The 1356-nt window shown below is 65.9% G+C and carries 1 protein-coding gene; it reads left to right on the plus strand.

What is annotated here, in order from left to right:
- Nucleotides 1-55 precede the first annotated feature (55 nt).
- Nucleotides 56-1326 (plus strand): IS3 family transposase gene (locus tag AC5Y36_RS25745; RefSeq protein ID WP_500043807.1). Its coding sequence is split into 2 segments (ribosomal slippage): nucleotides 56-329 and nucleotides 329-1326, totalling 1272 coding nucleotides; the frame shifts between segments, so codons are not numbered across the junction.
- Nucleotides 1327-1356: the final 30 nt, after the last annotated feature.

Below are 1356 nucleotides of genomic sequence, written 5' to 3' on the forward strand. Positions count from 1 at the left end.
CTGAACCGCCCCGGGTTTGATGCACACCTTCTTTCAAGGGAAGGTAGTTCGCATCATGCCGAAGAAGTACGACGAGGAGTTCAGGGCCCGGGCGGTGCGGTTGGTCATCGACCATGAGCAGGAGTACGACACCCGGACGGCCTGCATCGTGGCGGTCGCCAAGCGTTTGGGGGTGTCCTACGAAACGCTGCGCCGGTGGGTCAACCAGGCCGAGGTCGACACCGGGGTCCGCGACGGGGTGCCCACCGACACGGTGCGCGAGTTGCGGGAGCTCAAACGCAAGAACCGTGAGCTAGAGGAGACCGTCGAGATCCTCAAGGCGGCAACGAGTTTCTTCGCGCGGGAGAGCGACCCGCGACGCCGTTGATCTGTGGGTTCATTGCCGAGCATCGTGCTCGGTTCGGGGTCGCTCCGATCTGCCGCGTGCTCACCGAGCACGGCTGTGCGATCGCCCCGAGAACCTTCTACGCCTGGCTGACCCGACCCCCGTCAGCACGGGAGTTGTGGGACACCGTCATCACTGAGGTGCTAGCCGGCTACTACGAGCCCGACGAGCAGGGCCGCCGGGCCCCGGAGTCGTTGTACGGCGTGGTCAAGATGTGGGCTCACCTGCAACGCCAGGGCATCGAGGTGGCCCGCTGCACCGTGGAGCGCCTCATGCGGGCCAACGGGTGGCAAGGCGTGCGGCGCCGTAAGAAGGTCCGCACCACGATCGCCGATCCGGCCGCGGGCCGAGCCCCTGACCTGGTCGACCGCAAGTTCGGTGTGGCGGCCCCCAACATGCTGCTGGTTGCCGACTTCACCTACGTGCGACTGGCCAGCGGCGTGTTCGTCTACACCGCGTTCGCCATCGATGCCTACGCCGGGCGGATCGTGGGCTGGACGTGCTCAACATCCAAGACCGACGTCTTCGTGCGCCGAGCGATCCGCCATGCCGCCGAACTGCGCAAGCGTGAGGGCAATCCGTTGTCGGGCAGCACGATTCATCATTCGGATGCGGGTTCGCAATACACGTCGGTGCGCTTCGGGGAGACCCTGTCGCTGTCTGGGCTGGTGGCATCGATCGGCTCGGTCGGCGACGCCTACGACAACGCCCTGGCCGAGACCACTATCGGGCTCTACAAGACCGAAGCCGTCCGCGATGACGCGCCGTTTCGATGCGGCCCGCTGCACCGGCTGGCCGACGTGGAGCTACTCACCGCCGACTGGGTGCACTGGTACAACACCAGCAGGCTCATGCACCGCCTCGGCCGCATCCCACCAGCCGAGTACGAGACCACCTACTACGATCAACAAGCCGACGCTCAACCGGTGGCACACCAGTAACCGGGTGTGCATCAAACCCGGGGCGGTTCA

Source organism: Mycobacterium sp. NGS50, from assembly GCF_059812545.1.